The sequence below is a fragment of the Halopiger aswanensis genome (assembly GCF_003610195.1).
Lineage (GTDB): Archaea > Halobacteriota > Halobacteria > Halobacteriales > Natrialbaceae > Halopiger > Halopiger aswanensis.
Map to the genome: position 1 here is coordinate 957,251 of NZ_RAPO01000002.1, position 18,632 is coordinate 975,882.

The 18,632-nt window shown below is 64.9% G+C and carries 14 protein-coding genes; 7 read left to right on the top strand and 7 right to left on the bottom strand.

Features of this window, described 5'->3' with window-relative positions; all coding sequences use genetic code 11:
- Positions 1-517 precede the first annotated feature (517 nt).
- Positions 518-2,761, top strand: coding sequence for a glycoside hydrolase family 3 N-terminal domain-containing protein (locus ATJ93_RS11705; RefSeq protein ID WP_120245264.1), 2,244 nt, complete (start codon positions 518-520; stop codon positions 2,759-2,761).
- A gap of 57 nt (positions 2,762-2,818) precedes the next feature.
- Here ATJ93_RS11705 and uxaC read toward each other — a convergent pair whose 3' ends face one another.
- Positions 2,819-4,183, bottom strand: a complete 1,365-nt coding sequence (uxaC, locus tag ATJ93_RS11710) for a glucuronate isomerase (RefSeq protein WP_120244806.1) — start codon at positions 4,181-4,183, stop codon at positions 2,819-2,821.
- A gap of 134 nt (positions 4,184-4,317) precedes the next feature.
- Here uxaC and ATJ93_RS11715 point away from each other — a divergent pair, with 134 nt between their 5' ends.
- A complete protein-coding gene (locus ATJ93_RS11715) occupies positions 4,318-5,400 on the top strand; it encodes an LLM class flavin-dependent oxidoreductase (protein WP_120244807.1) in 1,083 nt (360 codons plus the stop codon).
- A gap of 36 nt (positions 5,401-5,436) precedes the next feature.
- Here the strand turns inward: ATJ93_RS11715 and ATJ93_RS11720 are convergent, their stop codons facing one another.
- Positions 5,437-5,679: a hypothetical protein gene (locus ATJ93_RS11720; RefSeq protein WP_120244808.1), complete on the bottom strand. Its 243-nt coding sequence runs from the start codon at positions 5,677-5,679 to the stop codon at positions 5,437-5,439.
- Between the two features lie 150 nt (positions 5,680-5,829).
- Here ATJ93_RS11720 and ATJ93_RS11725 point away from each other — a divergent pair, with 150 nt between their 5' ends.
- A complete protein-coding gene (locus tag ATJ93_RS11725) occupies positions 5,830-6,804 on the top strand; it encodes an endo-1,4-beta-xylanase (protein ID WP_120244809.1) in 975 nt (324 codons plus the stop codon).
- 19 nt (positions 6,805-6,823) lie between these two features.
- Here the strand turns inward: ATJ93_RS11725 and ATJ93_RS11730 are convergent, their stop codons facing one another.
- Positions 6,824-8,506, bottom strand: a complete 1,683-nt coding sequence (locus tag ATJ93_RS11730; RefSeq protein WP_120244810.1) for an endo-1,4-beta-xylanase — start codon at positions 8,504-8,506, stop codon at positions 6,824-6,826.
- A 204-nt stretch (positions 8,507-8,710) separates the two neighbouring features.
- On the opposite strand from ATJ93_RS11730, the gene ATJ93_RS11735 reads away from it, so the two are divergent.
- Positions 8,711-10,786 (top strand): alpha-glucuronidase family glycosyl hydrolase, encoded by a 2,076-nt coding sequence (locus tag ATJ93_RS11735; RefSeq protein WP_120244811.1) that lies wholly within the window; start codon positions 8,711-8,713, stop codon positions 10,784-10,786.
- Positions 10,787-10,903: 117 nt separating this feature from the next.
- On the opposite strand, the gene ATJ93_RS11740 is transcribed toward ATJ93_RS11735, so the two are convergent.
- Positions 10,904-11,152 (bottom strand): hypothetical protein, encoded by a 249-nt coding sequence (locus ATJ93_RS11740; RefSeq protein WP_120244812.1) that lies wholly within the window; start codon positions 11,150-11,152, stop codon positions 10,904-10,906.
- Between the two features lie 158 nt (positions 11,153-11,310).
- Between ATJ93_RS11740 and ATJ93_RS23245 the strand changes: the two genes are divergently transcribed.
- Positions 11,311-11,538, top strand: coding sequence for a hypothetical protein (locus ATJ93_RS23245; RefSeq protein WP_147376646.1), 228 nt, complete (start codon positions 11,311-11,313; stop codon positions 11,536-11,538).
- A 149-nt stretch (positions 11,539-11,687) separates the two neighbouring features.
- Here the strand turns inward: ATJ93_RS23245 and ATJ93_RS24050 are convergent, their stop codons facing one another.
- Together ATJ93_RS24050 and ATJ93_RS24055 are read right to left on the bottom strand one after the other, a co-directional pair.
- Positions 11,688-12,845 (bottom strand): ABC transporter ATP-binding protein, encoded by a 1,158-nt coding sequence (locus ATJ93_RS24050; protein WP_120244813.1) that lies wholly within the window; start codon positions 12,843-12,845, stop codon positions 11,688-11,690.
- Positions 12,842-13,903: an ABC transporter ATP-binding protein gene (locus tag ATJ93_RS24055; protein ID WP_120244814.1), complete on the bottom strand. Its 1,062-nt coding sequence runs from the start codon at positions 13,901-13,903 to the stop codon at positions 12,842-12,844. Before ATJ93_RS24055 ends, ATJ93_RS24050 begins: the two co-directional genes overlap by 4 nt.
- A gap of 280 nt (positions 13,904-14,183) precedes the next feature.
- On the opposite strand from ATJ93_RS24055, the gene gfo6 reads away from it, so the two are divergent.
- A complete protein-coding gene (gfo6, locus tag ATJ93_RS11755) occupies positions 14,184-15,257 on the top strand; it encodes a D-xylose 1-dehydrogenase Gfo6 (RefSeq protein ID WP_120244815.1) in 1,074 nt (357 codons plus the stop codon).
- A 159-nt stretch (positions 15,258-15,416) separates the two neighbouring features.
- A complete protein-coding gene (locus ATJ93_RS11760; RefSeq protein ID WP_120244816.1) occupies positions 15,417-17,246 on the top strand; it encodes an ABC transporter substrate-binding protein in 1,830 nt (609 codons plus the stop codon).
- Between the two features lie 439 nt (positions 17,247-17,685).
- On the opposite strand, the gene ATJ93_RS11765 is transcribed toward ATJ93_RS11760, so the two are convergent.
- Positions 17,686-18,573: a fumarylacetoacetate hydrolase family protein gene (locus ATJ93_RS11765; RefSeq protein ID WP_120244817.1), complete on the bottom strand. Its 888-nt coding sequence runs from the start codon at positions 18,571-18,573 to the stop codon at positions 17,686-17,688.
- Positions 18,574-18,632 lie beyond the last annotated feature (59 nt).

Sequence of the window (18,632 nt, forward strand, 5' to 3'; positions counted from 1 at the left end):
GATTGAGGATACAGGGGTGAGCAACCGAACTAATGACCAGACTTAGTTCTGTATAAGAGAATTCTATTCTTCATTACATCGGATAGCTGGAGCCATTTCACACGATATGCGAAGCAGTAGCATCGGGATCGAGAGGGAATCGCTCGATGTCCGGGAGAAGATTACACGCGTACCAGTGTAATACTTCGGGCGGCGGTGTGATGTCGAGTGGCGTGATCGTTCGTTTACCGAGTTTAGTGTTAGACAGAACATAGTTCTCTATGGAAGAATCGGATCCAATATAATCGAATAGAGGCGAAGCTACGGGACGAGCCGTTGCACGAGCGGCGAACGATGACCTGCCGCCACCTCGTTGACCGCTTGCCGATCGCTCGCCGCTATTGCCGCCGCGAAACCACTGTCAGAAATACTAAGACGATCGCTCACAACGGGTCAGGATGTGACACCAGAGCCTACCGCTGCGTATCAGGACGAATCGGAATCCGTCGAAAACCGAGTCGAAGACCTCGTAGAGCGGATGACCGTGGAGGAAAAGGCCGCCCAACTGGGCTCGGTCAACGCCGATCGACTCCTCGACGAGGACGCCGAGATCGACTGGGACGCCGTCGACGAGTGGCTCGCACACGGGATCGGCCACTTCACGCGACTCGGTGGAGAAGGAAGTCTCTCGCCCAGCGAGGCCGCACGCGTGACGAACGAACTCCAGACCTACCTGCGAGAGGAGACGCGGCTGGGGATCCCCGCGATTCCGCACGAGGAGTGTCTCAGCGGCTACATGGGACCGGAGGCGACGACCTTCCCGCAGATGCTCGGGATGGCCAGCAGCTGGAATCCCGACCTCCTGCAGACGGTTACCGAGACGATCCGCGGCGAACTCGAGGGGATCGGCACGGTTCACGCCCTCTCGCCGGTGCTCGACGTGGCGCGTGATCTCCGCTGGGGGCGCGTCGAGGAGACCTTCGGCGAGGACCCGTACATGGTCGCCGAGATGGCGCGGGCGTACGTGTCGGGACTCCAGGGCGAGGGGCGCGCGGACGGTATCTCGGCGACGCTGAAGCACTTCGTCGGCCACGGCGCGACCGACGGCGGAAAGAACCGCTCCTCGCTCAACGTCGGGCCGCGGGAACTCCGCGAGACCCACCTGTTCCCCTATGAGGCCGTCATCAGCGAGGCCAACGCCGAGTCGGTGATGAACGCCTACCACGACATCGACGGCGTCCCCTGCGCCAGCTCCGAGTGGCTCCTGACCGACGTCCTGCGCGGCGAGTTCGGCTTCGACGGCACCGTCGTCTCGGACTACTACAGCGTTCGGCACCTCGTGACCGAACACGAGACCGCGAACACGAAACCCGAGGCCGCCGTCCAGGCCCTCGAGGCCGGTATCGACGTCGAACTCCCCTACACGGAGTATTACGGAGAGCATCTTGTCGAGGCCGTCGAGAAAGGCGACCTCGCCGAAGAGACGCTGAACGAATCGGTGCGTCGCGTCCTCCGTGAGAAGTTCCGGAAGGGCGTCTTCGACGACCCCGCGGTCGACGCGGACGCGGCCGCGGACGCCTTCCACAACGAGGAGGCCCGCGAGGTCACCCGCGAAGCCGCCCGCCAGTCGATGACCCTGCTCAAGAACGACGACGAGTTGCTCCCGCTCGACGTCGACGACGTGGCCGTCGTCGGTCCGAAGGCCGACAATCCGAAGGAGCTGATGGGCGACTACGCCTACGCGGCACACTACCCCGAAGAGGAGTACGAGGCCGACGCCGTCACCCCGCTCGAGGCGCTCGAGGCCCGCGACGACGTCGACGTCACCTACGAGCAGGGCTGTACGATCTCCGGCCCCTCGACGGACGGCTTCGACGCGGCGACCGACGCCGCCGCGGGCGCGGACGTCGCACTCGCGTTCGTCGGCGCACGCTCGGCGGTCGACTTCTCCGACGTCGAGGCCGAGAAGGAGGAGAAGCCCAGCGTCCCGACCAGCGGCGAGGGCTGCGACGTGACCCACCTCGGCCTGCCCGGCGTGCAGGAGGAACTCGTCACGGAACTGCTCGAGACGGATACGCCGGTCGTGGTCGTCCTCGTCAGCGGCAAACCCCACGCCATCGAGGACATCGCCGAAGAGGCCCCCGCGATCCTCTACGCGTGGCTCCCCGGCGACGAGGGCGGCCCGGCGATCGCCGAGACGCTGTTCGGCGAGAACAACCCCGCCGGAAAGCTCCCCGTCTCCTTGCCCAAGTCGGTCGGTCAGCTGCCGGTCTACTACAACCGGAAAGAAAACACCGCGAACAAGGACTACGTCTACACCGACAGCGACCCGGTTTACCCGTTCGGCCACGGCGAGAGCTACACCGAGTTCGAGTACGGCGACGTCTCGCTGTCGACCGACAGCGTCACGCCGCTCGGATCGGTCACCGCGAGCGTGATGGTCACGAACGTCGGCGACCGCACCGGCGACGAGATCGTCCAGTGTTACACCCGGGCGACGAACGCGAGTCAGGCTCGTCCCGTTCAGGAACTGCTGGGCTTCGAGCGCGTCTCGCTCGAGCCGGGCGAATCGAAACGCGTCAGCTTCGACCTGTCGGCCACGCAGTTGGCCTTCCACGACCTCAGTATGAACCTCGCCGTCGAGGAAGGGCCCTACGAGATCCGCATCGGCCGCTCGGCCGGCGACATCGTCGCGACCGCTGCCCTCGAGGTAACGGACACGAAGCAGGTCCCGAAGACCGCGCGGACGTACTTCACGGAGACGTCGGTCGACGCGGAGTAAACGCTCGTCGACTCGTCGTTTCGGTTCGGGTGCGAACGCGAACCGACGGGACGCCGATCAGAACCCGTACAGTTCTTTCGGCCGGTCGTACGCAAGCCGTTCGACGAGGTCCCGCGCAACGTCCATCGGCACCTGCCCGCGGTCGACCTGTTTTCCGACGACGTTCGCCAGCGAACGGCGGAACATCTCGAAGCGCGAGCCGTACGACAGCAGCTTTCGCGAGTCGCTGACCATGCCCGCGTGCTGGGAGAGCAGTTCGACGGTACCGACGTACTCGAGTTGCCCCTCGATGCCGAACGGGCTGTCGTTGAACCACCAGGCCGGGCCGATCGTGACGTTCGGGAAGACCCGCGCGATCGTCGCGATCGTCGGGTAGTGGGTCGGGTCGATCGTGTAGAGCACGACGTCCATCTCGTCGTCGAACCGGTTGAGGAAGTGCTCGAGGGGCTTCGCGAGGTCGACGTCCCGGGTCGAGATGTCGCCGCCGGCGGCGGGGCCGAGCCGCTCGAACAGCGAGTCGCGGTAGTTGCGGACGGGCCCGATGTGTAGCTGCGTGACCCACCCTTTCGCGGCGTTCAACTCGCCGATGTACTCGGTGAGGTACGCCTGGAAGTCCTCGACCTCGCGCTCCGAGAGCGAGCCGCCCGCGAGTCCCCGCCGGTAGATCTCGCGTGCGCGTTCGTCGCTAACCGGCCGCGAGACGGGCTGTTCGATCCCGAGGTCGCAGGCCCGACAGCCCCGCCCGGCGAAGTAGTCGTGTGAGGCCTCGAGCGCCGCGAGGAAGCCGTCGAAGTCGTCCGTGCTAACGTCGGTCGCGGCCTCGAGTTCGGCGACGAAGTCGGTCCACTCGGGGCGCTCGATTTTGACGGCCCGATCCGCGCGCCACGTCGGGACGATGTCGACGCCTTCGACCTCGTCAGCGGCGCGCTCGTGGTATGCGAGGTCGTCCGTCGGATCGTCCGTGCTGCCGACGACCTCGACGTTCATCTCGGCGAGCAGTTCCTGCGGGCGCATGTCGTCGGCGGCGAGTTGGGCCTTCGTTTCCGCCCAGATCTCGTCGGCCGTCTCGGCGGAGATCGGCTTCTCGATACCGAAGCGCCGTTTGAGGTCGAGGTGGACCCACTCGTAGGTCGGGTTGCCGGCGAACTGCGGGAACACCTCGGCGAGGGCGGTCCACTTCTCTCGGTTGTCGGCGTCGCCGGTGATCAGTTCCTCGTCGACGCTGCAGTTGCGCATCAGTGCCCAGACGTAGTGGTCCGTCGCGGCCTCGACCTCCCAGATGTCGTTCCAGCCGTCGTTTGCGACGATTTCGGCGACGTCGGCGTGGGTGTGGGGATCGACGATCGGCAGGTCGGCGATGGCGTCGTACAGCTCTCGGGCGGCGTCGGTCTCGAGGAGATAGTCCTCGTCGAGGAAGCTCATACGCGTCACGTCCCGGCGAATCGACTATAAAACTACGGATGCACCGCGCGGCAGCGCCGCCGGCGGGACGCCGACCCCTGGCTGGGTCGCGAAACCGCCCACCTATTTACCGCGAGTCGACGAATCACCCGTCCATGAACGGCACCGATCCGAGCGACCTGCACTTTGGCTGCCAGGTCGTCACCTACGGCGACGTCTCCGGTACCGTCGAGCAAGCGAAACGCGCCGAGGCGGCCGGCTTCGACGTGCTGACGCTGCCCGACCACCTGTTCCACCCGACCGGATCCGACGAGTTCCTCGTCGATCCGCCCTGGGAGGCTTTCACCGTGCTCGGCGCGATCGCCCAGCACACCGACAGCGCGACGATCATGCCCGGCGTCACCGATTCGGTGCGCCGTCACCCGACGGAACTGGCCCACAGCACCGCCACGCTCGATCGGATGACCGACGGGCGCGCAGGGCTGGGGATCGGCGCCGGCGAGGCGTTCAACTTCACGCCGATGACCGACATCGAGTGGGACGACCCGTTCTCGCAGTTCGTCGAGGCGGTCAAAGTCATCGACGGCCTCTGGAACTCCCGGGCCGACGACCCCTTCAACTTCGACGGCGACTTCTACGGCCTCGAGGACGCCCACATGGGCCTCGATCCGGTCCAGGAGCCCCGCCCGCCGATCTGGGTCGGCGGCTACGGCCCCAGCATGCGCGGCTTCGCCGGCGCGGTCGCCGACGGCTGGTTCCCGTGGATTCACTCGCCCGAGCAGTACGCTGCGGATCTCGAGCGCGTGCTCTCGGCCGCTGAGGACAGGGGCCGCGACCCCGAGTCGATCGACCGTGCGGTGATGGTGCCGACGACCGTCACCGACGACGCCGACGAGGCTCGAGAGATCGCGGTCGAGCGAAACCGGACGACGCTCGCGCTCCGGCCGCCGCTGCTGGCCGAGATGGGGTACGAGGAGATCGCCGATGAGACGCCGATCATGCGGGAGATGGCCTTCACGGACGAGCAGGAGGAGCAGTTGCTCGCAGCCGCCGAACGGATTCCGGCGGAAGCGGTCGACGACGTCACGATCTCGGGCGACCCCGAGCGGGCGATCGAGCGGATCGAGGCCTTCGCCGACGCGGGTGTGGACAATCTGGTGCTCATCCCGGTCGGCGACTTCGACGAGACGCTGCGCCACTACGAGGACGAGATTATTCCGTACTTCTGTGAGCGCTGACCTGAACTGAACGACGGTGACGCGCCAGCGAACACCTCACCGACGACGCTCCCGCTCTTCGAACGGATCCCGCGTCTGCTCGGCCGCGTCCACGCGATCGAGATCGCGCATCCGGCGTTTGTACTCCCAGTAGCTGCCGACGCCGAACAGGCCGGCCACGACGATGCCCGTCACGACCTCTCCGCGCGTCGTGAAGTACAGAAGGCCGAGCGCGCCGACCAGGACGGAGAGGCGCATCCCCCACTTGGCGACCGCGCGCTGCGTCTCAGTCGTTCCCATGGGACAGGATTCGAAAACCAGCCATACAATCCTTACGCCTGTGGCGCCGCCCGACGCGCTCGAGCGGCGCAGCGCGGTGTTCGCCTCGCCCGCCGTGCCATCCTGCCGCGTTCACACGTTTTATGTGACTCGTTACCGCTGTTCGAGACGATGTCTGACGAGCCAACGCTGCGTACAGTCGCCGATAGCAACGAGTTCAGGATCGGCGCCGCGCTCGATCCCGACGCGCTGCGCGTCGACCCGAGTTACTGGAAGACCGCCAAAAACGAGTTTAACGCGATCACGCCCGAGAACGCCCTGAAGATGGGGCCGCTCCGCCCGTCGCGTCACACCTACGACTTCGAAGACGCGGACGCGATCGTCAACTTCGGCGTCGAGCACGACATGTACGTGCGCGGGCACACGCTCGTGTGGCACAACCAGAAGCCCGGTTGGTTCCAAGCCTGGGACTACACGCCGGACCAGTTGCGAACCTTCCTGCGAGACCACATTCACACCGTCGCCGGGCGCTACCGGGCGAAAATCGACGCCTGGGACGTCGTCAACGAGGCCGTCGACGACGACGGCTCGATGCGCGAAACCGTCTGGTCCGACGCGCTCGGCGAGGACTACCTCGCGGACGCCTTCCGGTGGGCCGCCGAGGTCACCGACGCCGACCTCTACTACAACGACTACGGCGCCGACGCGGTAAACGAGAAGTCAGACGCCATCTACGACCTCCTCGAGGAGTTGCTGGCCGACGGCGTCCCGATCGACGGCGTCGGCCTCCAGCTACACGCGCTGGGCGACCACCCCGATCCGGACTCGATCGCCGAAAATATCGAACGGTTCCAAGACCTCGGTCTCGACGTCCAGATCACCGAGATGGACGTGGCGTTCCACGCCGGCGAGGCGCCCGAAAACGCCGACGAGGTTCAGGCCGACTACTACCGCGAGGTCGTCGACGCCTGCCGCGACGCGGGCTGTGACACGATCGTCACGTGGGGCGTCCACGACGGCAGTTCCTGGCTCCGGAGTTTCAAGGACTTCGGCGAGCGCTACACCGGCGATCCGCTGCTGTTCGACGATCGGTACGACGAAAAGCCGGCCTACGACGCGGTGAAAGCGGCGCTCGCGGACCGGTAGCGCTCGAGCCGACGACTCCTTACGACTCCTCCTCGTCGCCCCGCATCACGGCGTAGCCGGCGAGTCCCGAGAGGCCGGCAAGCCCCGTAGCGACGCCGAGGCCCGGAACGCTGTCGTCGGTGTCCCCGATCCCGTCGGCGCCGCCCTCATCGTCACCGCTCCCGTCGGCATCGCCGCCGTCGCTCGAGTCGCCGTCGCTCGAGTCGCCGTCTGAACTGCCACCCGAGTCGCCCTCGAGCGTCAGTTCGACGGTCTCGCCGCCGTCCGAAACCGTCGCCGCGGTCGTCGTCTCCGCGCCGTCGTACCGGGCGGTGATCTCGTACTCGCCCTTGAACGCCCGCGTTTCGTAGACGCCGCCGTCGGTCTCGCCCGTTTCGTCGGTCCACCACTCGTCGAAGACCAGGTCCGTGTAGTGGTCGTGGGCCGGCTTTGTGTTCCAGTCCAGATCGAAGAGGACGCCGTCGGGTTCGGAGCCGTCGAAGTCCGGGGCCCAGTGGACGCCGTCCCAGTGGCCCCACACGAGGAACGAGTCGGTGTCGGGGTGGCTGAACCACGTCTTCAGGAAGGTTCGGAGGAACTCGCCCTGTTCCTCGGGGCTCTCCCAGTCGCCCTGGAAGGTGTCGAACTCGGTCGCCCGGAAACCCGCGCCGTAGCCCTCGTAGCGCTCGAGGTCGGCGAGGAGTTCGTCGGGTTCCAGCGTCTCGTCGGCGGCGAAGTGACACTGGAAGCCGATTCCGTCGAGGTCGATCCCGCGCTCGTTGACCAGGTAGTCGATCTGGCGCTCGTACTCGGCCTGGGTGTCGTCGTAGCCGCCCTCGAGCGCGTTGTAGTCGTTGACGGCGATCTCGACGCCGTACTCGTCGGCGACTTCCTCGGCGTGCTCGTACCAGTCGCCGAGGATCTCCGCGGTGGTCGGGTCGACGTCTTCGCCCTCGACGGCCTCGATCATGGCCGTCTCGTGGAGGACCTCGTTTTTGACCTCCCACTCTTTGATGTCCTCGCCGTAGTGGGAGATGATCTCCTCGATGTGCTCGTTCGCGCGCTCGACGACGTACTCCGGGTCGTGGTCGGGGTCGGTCGCGCCGCCGGCCTCCCACTCGATCCCCATCGCCTCGACGACGTCGGCCGGGATCGCCCAGGCGCCGACGTTGCCCCACAGGCAGACGTGGCCGCGAACGTCCATATCGCGCTCGACTGCCCAGTCGACCGCGTTGTCCGCGATTTCCTGGTTGTCCTCCCACTGGTTCCACTTGTGGAGGTTCTCGAGAACGACCGTGTTGAACAGGTCCGCGACGGTCTCGCGGTACTGCTGTCGGTCCTCCTCGTCGAATTCCGTGCCGTCGGGCGCCTCGAGCGGACTTCCCCACTCGGTCCCCTCGGTGAGGAACTCCGCGTGGATCATCGTCCCGAAGTCGTACTCGTGGGCCTGCATTTCGACGTCGACCTCGGCACCGTCGAGTTCGGTCCCCTCGCCGTCGGTGACCCGCACCTCGAGGTCGGCAGTTCGGTGCTCCCGAATCCGCTCTTCGGCCGCAGTCTCCCAGTCGGTATCCTGGGCTGTCCCAGCGGCCGCTCTCGCAGTACCGGCACCGGTCCCGACGGCGCCGGCGACGCCGAGCGCCCCCAGCGACGCCAGAACCGGCCGGCGCCTGATCGTCTTCCGATCGCAGTATCGGCTGCTCTCCATGCTATCGTCTCGCATCGTATCTCCCCAGTCAAGACAGGCAACTATAACGTTTTTTGTTCTAAGAAATGCCGCCTGTTTCGAGGGGAAGTTTCGAGGGGAAGAAATCTACGTAGTTGCACGTCGCCGACCCGACTCCGCACCGTTCGCGCGGTCCTCGAGTGCCGGCGCGGTCGCCTAACCGGGAACGTTTTTAGGGTGGTGTCACTCATGGCCACACGAATGTTCGATACGACCTACGACGACTGCTGGCTCCGGTACGAGCGCGTCGACGACTCGAAGCGCGCGTCGTACCGCCGGCGACTCTCCCACGCGTACGTCTCCGAAGGTGCGCCGGAACTGGGCGCCGTTCGCGCCGAACTCCGAACGGGCCTCGAGGGCATGCTCGGCCGGGAACCGCACTGCTGGCAGCACCCGCCCCGATCGGTCGATAGCTTCCTCGTGATCGGCCACCCCGAGGAGATGCGGCCGATTCACCAGGCGATCGAGCCGGACGAGGTCTGGGCCCTCCACGAGGACGGCTACGTCATCCGCACGGTCGAGTGGGAGGGCCACGAGTGTACCGTCGTGACGGCCCCGAGCGACCGCGGGCTGGTGTACGGCACCTTCCACCTCCTGCGGCGCGTGGCGCTGGGGAAACCGATCGACGACCTCGACATCGTCGAGGAGCCCGCAAACAACTCCCGAATCATCAATCACTGGGACAACCCGTTCCGCCGCTCGGTCGAACGCGGCTACGCCGGCCAGTCGATCTTCGACTGGGAGCGCCTGCCCGACGTCCGCGAGCGGTACTACGACTACGCGCGCCTGCTCGCGTCGGTCGGTATCAACGGCGTCGTGCCGAACAACGTCAACACGGGCATTCCCTCGCGGCCGACCGCCAATGACGCCGTCGCCGAGCGGGCCGGCTGGCAACTGCTCGAGTCCGAGAACTTAGAGAAACTCGAGGCGCTGGCCTCGGTCTTCCGCCGCTACGGCATTCAGATCTACCTCTCGATCAACTACGCCGCGCCGATCCGGCTGGGCGACCTCGAGACGGCCGACCCGCACGATCCGGAGGTCCGCCAGTGGTGGCAGGACAAGGTCGACGAGATTTACGAGATCGTTCCGGACTTCGGCGGCTTCCTCGTCAAGGCCGACTCCGAGGGCCAGCCCGGCCCCTACGACTACAACCGGTCACATGCAGAGGGGGCGAACGTCCTCGGCGAAGCCTTCGAGGACCGCGACGGCCGCGTCTGGTGGCGCGCGTTCGTCTACTCCGAGCACGACGACCGCGCCGTCCAGGCCTACGAGGCCTTCGAACACATCGACGGCGAGTTCCACGACAAGGTCACCGTCCAGATCAAGAACGGCCCGATCGACTTCCAGCAGCGCGAACCCGTCTCGACGCTGTTCGGCGCGATGCCCGAGACGAACCTCGGCTGCGAACTCCAGCTCACCGGCGAATACACCGGCCAGGGCGTCCACGCTACGTCCCACGTTCCGATGTGGAAGGAGGTCCTCGAGTTCGACACCTACGCCGACGGCGAGGGCACGCCGGTCAAGGACGTGCTCGCCGAGCGCGACGGGCAGGGCATCGCCGGGGTCGGCATCGTCGGCGAAGACCCCAGTTGGACCGGGAACCTCCTCCTCCAGTCGAACCTCTACGGCTTCGGCCGCCTGTGCTGGGATCCCGATCTCGAGTCGGGGGCGATCATCGAGGAGTGGGCGCGCCAGACGTTCGGCCACGACGAGGCGGTCGTCGAAACCGTCACGGAGATTCTGCTCGACTCCTGGCAGGCCTGTATCGACTACCACACCGGCGGTCTCGGACTGATGCACATGATGTACAACGGCGAGGATGCCCTCGAGAACCACTACGATCCGGGCCCCGAGGAGTGGCCCGAGTACGTCGGCGCGACCGAGGACGGCATCGGCGTCGACCGCACCTCCGAGGGTAGCGGCTACGCCGCCCAGTACCGCGATCCGATCACCGAGCGGTACGACGATCCGGAGACCTGCCCGCGGGAACTCCTGCTGTTCTTCCACCACCTCCCCTGGGAGTACGAACTCGAGGACGGCCGAACCGTGATCCAGACGCTGTACGACAACTGCTACGCGGGCGTCGAGGAGGTCCGGGAACTGCGGGCGAAGTGGGAGTCGCTCGAAGGCGTCGTCGACGAGCAGCGGTATCGACACGTCACCGAGCGATTCGACGAACACGTCGTGCAGGCCCAGCGGTGGCGCGACCGGCTCTGTGAGTACTTCTACGAGCACTCAGGGGTTCCGGACGAGAAGGGGCGCGTTCCGCGGGAGTAACGACGGCGTCGCACGGTTTTCGCCTCGAGCCTCTCAAGAGACTCGAGGAACACGAGTCGAATTGGTGACGAGTGCGTGGGAAACCGGTGAAAAAGCCCCGCAGACGGTTCGACGACGTTACTCGAGCTTCGAGCGGCGAATGCGCCACTGGCGCAGCACTTCGGTGCTGTACGCGATGGTGTAGACGGCGATGTGACCGATCACGCAGATGATCAGCACGGCCATCGTGTACAGGGCCAGGAATCCGGCCCACGTGTTGGCGCCGAGGACGCTCGCGATAACTGCGAACGTAAACAGGACGCAGGCGATCGGCACGAGCGCCAGCAGGTACGGGTGCTCGAACTTCTCCATGTAAACGTCGATCATGATAGAATGGGTCGGTGCCACACCATATCAATCATGCGGTCTGCCATCACGGCCGACCGGTTCGCCCCCGCGACTTGTTTCCTCGAACGGTGGCTACACCGGCGCGAAGAGCGGCTCCCGTACGTTTATCTACGTAGACGCGCTAGTCGTTCGCATCGATGTCACGCTCGAGCACTCACTCGCGCCAACCATCCAGTTACAGCCAGCAGCTCTGGATGTGGATGTTTACCCTGTCAGTCGCGTTCCTGCTGTTGCTCGGCTGGTCGTTTCTCTACCTCGAGCCGGGAACGCCGTCGTACGTCATCGGCCAGGTGAGTGCGGCGGCCCTTTCGGTGACGGCCGTCGGGACGGGACTCGCACTCTACTCCGACTGGGAACCGTTCTAGCGGTCGGCGACGATGCAGGATCGACGGTAACGGAACGGGAACTCGAGCGCAGAACCTCCATCGAGAGTCACAATCACAGGACGGTTGCAGATCGCAGGTAGTTCGCGAATGTCGATTCGATCTCGTCGGAAACTGCTACTAAAACGAGTTCAGTCGGCCGCCGAGGAATCGTCGATCGTCGACGACTCCTCGAAGGCATCTTCGTCGACGAGGTCCTCGCTCTCCCAGTACTCGTGGTCCTCGACCTCGCGGAAACACTTCGTCTTGTGGGGCTCGTCGCTGTCGCTCTCGTAGAACTCGGGTGACTGCTCGCGGCAGGCCTCCCGGGCCTTCGGACAGCGGGTGTGGAACCGACAGCCCGACGGCGGGTTCGTCGCGTCCGGGATGTCGATCTTCCGGACCGGCGGCGACTCGCGCATCGCCTGTTCGGCCTGTTCGGGGTCGAGTTCCGGCGTCGCCCACTGGAGCACCTTGGTGTAGGGGTGTTTGGGGTTCTGGATGATCTCCTCGGCCGTCCCCAGTTCGACCAGTTCGCCGAGGTACATCACGCCGATCTTGCCGCCGGACTTGCCGGCGAGGTAGCGGGCGTTCGCTAAGTCGTGGCTGATGAACACGAACGAGGTGTCGAAGATCTCCTGCAGTTCGAGGAAGAGATCCATCACGCCGATGCGAAGGGAGACGTCGAGCGCCGAGACGGCTTCGTCGGCGAGGATGACCTCGGGCTCGACCAACAGCGCGCGGATCAGGGCGACGCGCTGCTGTTCGCCGCCCGACAGCTGGTGGACGTACCGCTCGGCGTAGTCCTCCGGCGGGCTGATCCCGGTCCGCTCGAGCAGTTTGAGGATCCGCCCGCGACGCTCGGCGTAGTTGAGTTCGGGGTGCCAGCGCTTCAGCGGGACCTCGAGGTTCTCGAGGACTGACCGGTAGGGGTTCAGCGCGGAGCCGGGGTCCTGGTGGATGATCTGCAGCGAGCGGCGGATCTCCTCGAAGGTGATGTCGTCGTCCTTCCCCTCGCGGACGTCCCAGATGTCGTGACCGCGGTACTCGACGGAGCCGTTCGTGGGCCGAGTCAGGCCGACCATCGTCTTGCCGAGGGTGGTCTTGCCGCTGCCGCTCTCGCCGACCAGCGCGAGGACGTCGTTCTCGCCGAGGTCCAGGCTGATGTCGTCGACGGCGTGGACGGTCGGGTCCTCCTCGAGGCCGAGCCGGTCGCTGAGCCACGACGGCGTCACGGAGTTCAGCATCGAGGAGTCCTCGAAGTGCACGTCGAGGTTCTGCACCGAGATCACGGGGTCGTCGTCGCTCATTCGTCGTCACCTCCGAAGGAGAGGGGGACCGCTTCGTCGGCCTGCTCCCAGTAGTGACAGCGGACCTCGTGGTCGTCGTTGACGGTGATAAACTCCGGATCGTCGACCTCGCAGCGCTCGTCGCTGAGCGGACACCGCGGATGGTACGAACACCCCTGCGGGTGGCTCACCGGGTCCGGGCTCTCGCCCTCGATCGGCCGCATTTCGTCGAGCGAAATCTCGAGGTTCGGCGTCGACTTGAGCAGCGCCCGCGTGTAGGGGTGGACCGAGTTGCCGAGGATCTCGTTGGCCTCGCCGACCTCGACGAACTCGAAGGCGTACAGCACCGCCAGCCGGTCGGCGAACCCGGAGACGATCGGCAGGTCGTGGCTGATAAAGACGAGCGTGACGTTGTACTTGTCCTTGATGTCGTACAGCAGGTTCAAAATGGAGCGCTGCATCAACAGATCGAGCGCGGCGGTCGGCTCGTCCATGACGAGCACTTCCGGTTCGAGAATCAGGCTCAACGCGATCAGCGCGCGCTGTTTCTGGCCCCCGCTGAGCTCGTGGGGGAACGAGGACATCATCCGGTCGGGCTCGAGGTGGAGATCCGAGAACAGTTCCCGCGCTCGCTCGAGACCCTCCGCCTTGTCCCAGTTGTGGGCGTCGAGGGTCTCCTCGAAGTGTTCGCCGATGCTCATCGTCGGGTTGAACGCGCTCATCGCGCCCTGGAAGACCATCGAGATCTTCTCCCAGCGCAGTTCGCGCAGTTCCCACGGCTCGAGGTTGAGCACGTCGACCGGTTCGCCGTCCTCCGGATAGAAGGTGATCTCGCCGGTCAAGATCCCCGGATCGACGACGGCGTCGAGCAAGGCGTCGGCGAACATCGACTTCCCGCTGCCGGACTCGCCGACGACGCCGAGGGTTTCCCCGCGGTGGATGTCCATACTGACGTCGTTGAGCACGTTCGACGTTCCCTTGTCCATCTCGAACCGAACGTTTGCGTTTCGAACCGTGATGACGGGATCCGCCGCGGTTCGATCGTTCATCTCCGCCGTATCGAGCGTATTACTTGACATGTTCACTCACCCTGTCGGACGATGTGTGCAACCGATTGGCACACAGTGTTGAGAGACCACAGACCGATGGCACGTGACATTCGATATCACGTTTGGGCTTTCGTCATATATATCATTCCATCATGTGAGACCCGGCGTTTTGGGGGCTAGCCGGAGACGAGCCGATCGTTCCACGGACCTCGGAGGCGACGGCCCGTGACGAATTGCCATCGGCCACCGGTCAGCACAGTGCGCACGTAACCGTAGCGATTTATTACGGGGTATCCGCAACCAACTGTACATGGGGTTAGACGACGTACGCGACTACCTAGAGTCGTTCACACATCGGGATTGGCAAGCGTCGGCGGACGACGACGGCGTCGTCCGGTTCGCGCTGGTCGGCCTCGGATGGTGGACCAGAGAACGGGCGATGCCAGCGATCGAGAACTCGACGTTCTGCGAGACGACCGTCGTCGTCAGCAGATCGGCGGCAAAGGCGGAACGGGTCGCCGCCGAGCACGACACCGTGGAGGCGGGACTGTCGGCCGAGGCGTTCCACGACGGCGCCGCTGTCGACGCCTACGACGCCGTCTACGTCTGCACGCCGAACGCTCGCCACCTCGAGTTCGTCGAGAGCGCGGCCGCCCACGACAAGGCGGTCCTCTGCGAGAAACCGATGGAGGCAACCCTCGAGCGCGCGGAGCGACTCGCGGACGCGGCAGCGGACGTGCCCGCGATGATCGCCTACCGGATGCACACGGAGCCGGCCGTCAGGCGAGCTCGCGAACTCGTTCGCGCGGGCTCGATCGGCGACCCCGTCCACGTGCACGGAAACATGTCCCAGTCGATCACCGGCTGGGGGCCCGATCAGTGGCGGCTGGATCCCGACCTGGCCGGCCCCGGCACGAGCGTGACCGACCTCGGCATCTATCCGCTGAACACGACGCGGTTCGTCCTCGAGAGCGATCCGGTCGCCGTCCAGTCGATGATGGACTCGAGCCACGAGTACTTCGAGGACGTGCCCGACGAAGTCGCGAGCTTCAACGTGACCTTCGAGGACGGGACGCTCGCGAGTTGCACGGCCAGCCAGCACGCACACCTCGACAGTTTCCTGCGGATCGTCGGCAGCGACGGGCGCCTGTGCATCGAGCCCGCGTTCCACTCGGAGAGCAGCCTTCGAGCGACGGTCGGTGAGACGACGATCGACATCGAGACGCCGCAGGTCGACCAGATGGAAGAAGAGTTCGACTACTTCGCCGACTGCCTGCTCGACGATCGATCGGCGTACGCGACGCCCGAACACGGCCTCGTCGATATGCAGGCCATCGAAGCGATCTACGACGCCGCCGAGCGGAACGAGACGCGCACGCTCTGACGGAAAACAGATATAATGGTAAATCCGAATACTGGTGTGGCGCCGCGCCGGACTGGTTGAACCGATACTGGATGGTCTCGAACGATGTGGTAGCGTGCCCCCATTGTGTGTGAGACACCCCCGAAACGTTTATAATGGATAATATTACATATTAGGCCGATGCCAGCAGACAATCAGAGCAAGGAGTATCTATCGCGACGGAAGATGTTGGCCCTGACCGGTGCAGCGGGCGCAGCAACGATCGCAGGCTGTTCCGGGGGGAACGGAAACGGCGACGATCCCGACGACGTCCTCGGTAGTAATACGGAAGAAATCGAAGCCGAGATCCCCGAGAACTACGAGGAGGAGATGCACGAGGCGAACCCGGGGAGTTCAGCGAATCCGTACAACGGAGAGTATATCTTCAACGAGTACCACCAACTCTGGAACGGCGGCGACATGCAGGAGACCTGCTTCGAGTACCTCGCCGTCTACAACACGGAACGCGGGGAGTACATCCCCCGCGTCGCCGAGGACTGGACCGTCGACGAGAATAACAACGTCGAGGTGCAACTCAGCGAAGACTACGGCTGGCACGACGGCTCCGACATCACGGCCGAGGACTTCGCAGCCAGAATCCGGATGGACGGCTACATGCAGATGGGGATCGAGCAGTACATCGATCCCGACGAGGGCGTCCGCGCCGTCGACGACTACACGCTGGAGATCGAACCCCGCGACGAGTACACCGACCTCGAGCAGGGCCTGTGGGAGGCCCAGTGGGCCGAGACGCTGCTGACGGTCTCCGCGGAGCAGTACGGCGACTTCCTCGAGCAGTTCGAAGAAGCGAGCTCCGAGGAGGAACAGCAGTCGGTTCAAGAAGACGTGATCGGCTTCGAGCCCCAGTGGAACGAAGTCAAGTACTCGGGGCCGTTCTTCTACGCGGAAGCGAACGAACAGTACGCGGACCGGCTGCCGAATCCGAACCACCCGATCGCGCAGGATTGGGAGTTCTTCCTCCGCGTCGGCATCTACGAGGAAGAGGAGGGACTGCGGTCGGGCGACGTCGACTGGCTCCACAACGACCCGACCCTCGAGGACCTGCCGGAGAAGTACGACGAACCGCCGGTGTCCTACTCGGGCCAGACGCTCGCGATCATCTTCGGCGGCGAGGACGAGTACATTCGGGACTACCCCGAAGTTCGCCAAGCGATCGCGTACGCGGTCGACATGCCGAACGTCACCGAAGTGACCTCGCCCGGAACGCCGGTCGACGAGTACTCCGGCGGCATCGACTCCGGCTACATCGAGAACTTCGTCTCGGAGGACGTGCTCGACGCGATGCCCAACTACGCACCCCAGGACACCGACCGTGCGGCCGAACTGCTCGAGGAGGTCGGCTTCTCCCGCAACGGTGACGACATGTGGGAGACGCCCGACGGCGACCTGTGGACGCTGAACTTCCCGGTCGGGGACTGGTTCGAGACCCACTCGGAGATGGTGTACAATAACCTCGCCGAGTTCGGGATCGACGTCGACTGGTACGTCCAGGAGATGCCGACCTGGCAGGCCGAAACCCAGAACGACCTCGCCTACGACCTGACCATCCACCTCAACTACGGGATGGCCCGCGAGTACCACGCGCACTCGGACCTGTACGAGGAGATGTACAGCACCACCCGCGGGATCTTCACGACCGACCGCGACCTCTTCGCCGAAGAGGTCGAGGTGCCGGAGGTCGGCAACCCCGACGGCGACACGGTCACGATCAACATCCCCGAGGAACTCGAGGCGCTCTCGACGGCCGACACCGACGAAGCGGTCCAAGAGCACGCGAGCAATCTCGCCTGGGTGCACAACCAGCTCCTCCCCGCCGCGATGGTCTTCCCGTGGAGCGAACACTACTGGGTTAACGCCGGCGAGTGGGACTTCGACCTCGAGACCGACGACTGGCTGACCTCGAACCGCATCACGCACTACCTGCTCCAGAACGACCTCGCACCGGAATAAGACGGCGACAGACGCGAACGTAGCGAGTCGAATAGAGCCGCGACCGCGATCACTAAATCCATGTTTCATTTTTCGGGTCCCGCGTATCGTCGAGCCGTTGCTGCGTCCCCACACGCACCCCCCACGAGCGGGCAGCCAGCGTCGGCACCGATTCACTGTCCGGCGCAATATCTTCTGGTACCACTCCGTTGATTACGATTCGACACCTCGACTCGAGCGGGTCGTCTCGGTCGTCAACCACGAGAGTCTTGCCCCTAGCCAGACCACGTCGCCGGTGTCGTTCTGGGTAGACTATCCCGACGACCCGTTTCCGATCGGTGCCTCGAGTCCGCAGAGAAGCGTCTAAAATGCCTGTTCCGACGAGACGTGGGATCGGTGACGGCGCACGATTACGCCCAGCAATCAGAAATGAGGGCTACCGATACCGAATCGCAGTGAGTTATACTTCGACGACGGTGTTCGAGAGCGTCCCGATGTCCTCGACGCCGATTTCGATCAGATCGCCTTCCCGAAGCGTGAAGTCGTCGTCCGGAACGAGCGAGGTCCCCGTCAGTAGCACCGAGACATCGGGAACGGCGTTGTGGCTGGTGTAGCAGTTGACGAGTTCCTCGACCGAGCGCACCATCTTCCCCGTATTCGTCGAGTCGTCGTAGAGCACCTCACCGTCTCGGCTGATCGTCATCCACATCTCCAGATCGTGGGGGTCGTCGACCGAATCGGCCGAACGAACGCAGGGACCGATCGCACAGCAGCGGTCGTAGACCTTCGCCTGCGGGAGGTAGAGCGGGTTGCGGCCCTCGATCGAGCGGCTGCTCATGTCGTTACCGATCGTGTAGCCGACGATCTCCCCGTCCGACAGCACGACGCCCAGCTCCGGCTCGGGCACGTCCCACTCCGAATCCGCGCGGATGCCGACCCGCTCTGCCGGGCCCACCGTTCGGCTCGGCGTCGCCTTAAAGAAGACCTCCGGGCGCTCGCTGTCGTAGACGTCGATGTACATGTCCGCCATCGAGCTCTCGGCCTTGCGCGCCTCCTCGCTAATGCGGTAGGTGACACCGGCTGCCCACACCTCACCGGTCGAGATCGGTGCCGACACGGCGCCGTCGCCGTCGCGCTCCGTATCCAGCACGTCGGGCGAGAGCACGTCCGCGCCGTCGAGTAGTCGCTCCGCGACGCGGTCGAGCGAACTATCGGCGATCGTCGCAGCAGTAAAGAGATCCTCGAGCGTTCGGAGTTGCGGTTTCGCCGCAGTCAGATCGTACAGTCCATCCGTAGTCTTCACTGCAAGGCGAGGAGTCCCCTCCTCGCGAAGCTGGTAATAACGCATGTCGGTACTACCATTTCGCTCGTCCGTCTTAGCTCTGGTGTTCATTTCGAGTTACGACT